This is a genomic window from Agromyces binzhouensis (genome assembly GCF_004135055.1).
Taxonomy (GTDB): Bacteria; Actinomycetota; Actinomycetes; order Actinomycetales; family Microbacteriaceae; genus Agromyces; species Agromyces binzhouensis.
Map to the genome: position 1 here is coordinate 1 of NZ_SDPL01000788.1, position 640 is coordinate 640.

At 76.2% G+C, this 640-nt stretch carries 2 pseudogenes; both read left to right on the forward strand.

Annotated elements, in window-relative coordinates:
- Nucleotides 1-280, forward strand: a pseudogene (locus tag ESO86_RS19620) (hypothetical protein); the annotation flags it as partial.
- Nucleotides 280-640 (forward strand): annotated as a pseudogene (locus tag ESO86_RS18235) (septum formation inhibitor-activating ATPase); the annotation flags it as partial. The pseudogenes ESO86_RS19620 and ESO86_RS18235, both read left to right, overlap by 1 nt.

The following is a 640-nucleotide window of genomic DNA, read 5'->3' on the forward strand; positions in this document are numbered from 1 at the left end:
GCCGAGCCGCGGCCTGCTCGCGCGCGAGATCGCGCCGGGCGCGGTCGTCGACGTGTGGGCCGCGCGTGAACTCGAGCGCGACGTGTTCGAGCCGCCCGTCGTGCTCGTCGCCGGCGCCGAGGTCGCCGCCGTCCTGGAGCCCGACGGCATGGTCGCGGGCGGCGGGCCGAGCGTCGAACTCCTCATCTCGCGTGCGAAGACGGCCGCCCTGCTCGAAGCGCTCGCCTCGGGGGATGCGATCGACCTCGTTCCCGCGGCGGCCGCGACGGGCTCCGGCTGATGGCACGGCTGGCGCTCGCGCTCGACCCCTCGGTCGAGGATCGCATCCTCGCCGACCTCGTCGAAGCGGGCCACACGATCGTGGCACGGGTCGTCGGGCGGCGCGACGTGCTCGACTGCCTCGACGTGCTCGCGCCCGACGTCGTCGTGGTCGGCGCGGGTGCGGCGACGCTCGACGCGGAGCTCCTCGCGGCCTGCGACGAGCGCGGCATCCGGCTCATCGCGCTGGCGTCCACGGACCGTGACCGCGCCGAGGCCGATCGCATCGGCCTGCACGAGGTGCTCGACGCCGATGCCGAGCCTGCCGAGCTCGAGGCGCTGCTCGCGGGCGGACCGCCGGTCCCGTCCCGGCTCGGCGACG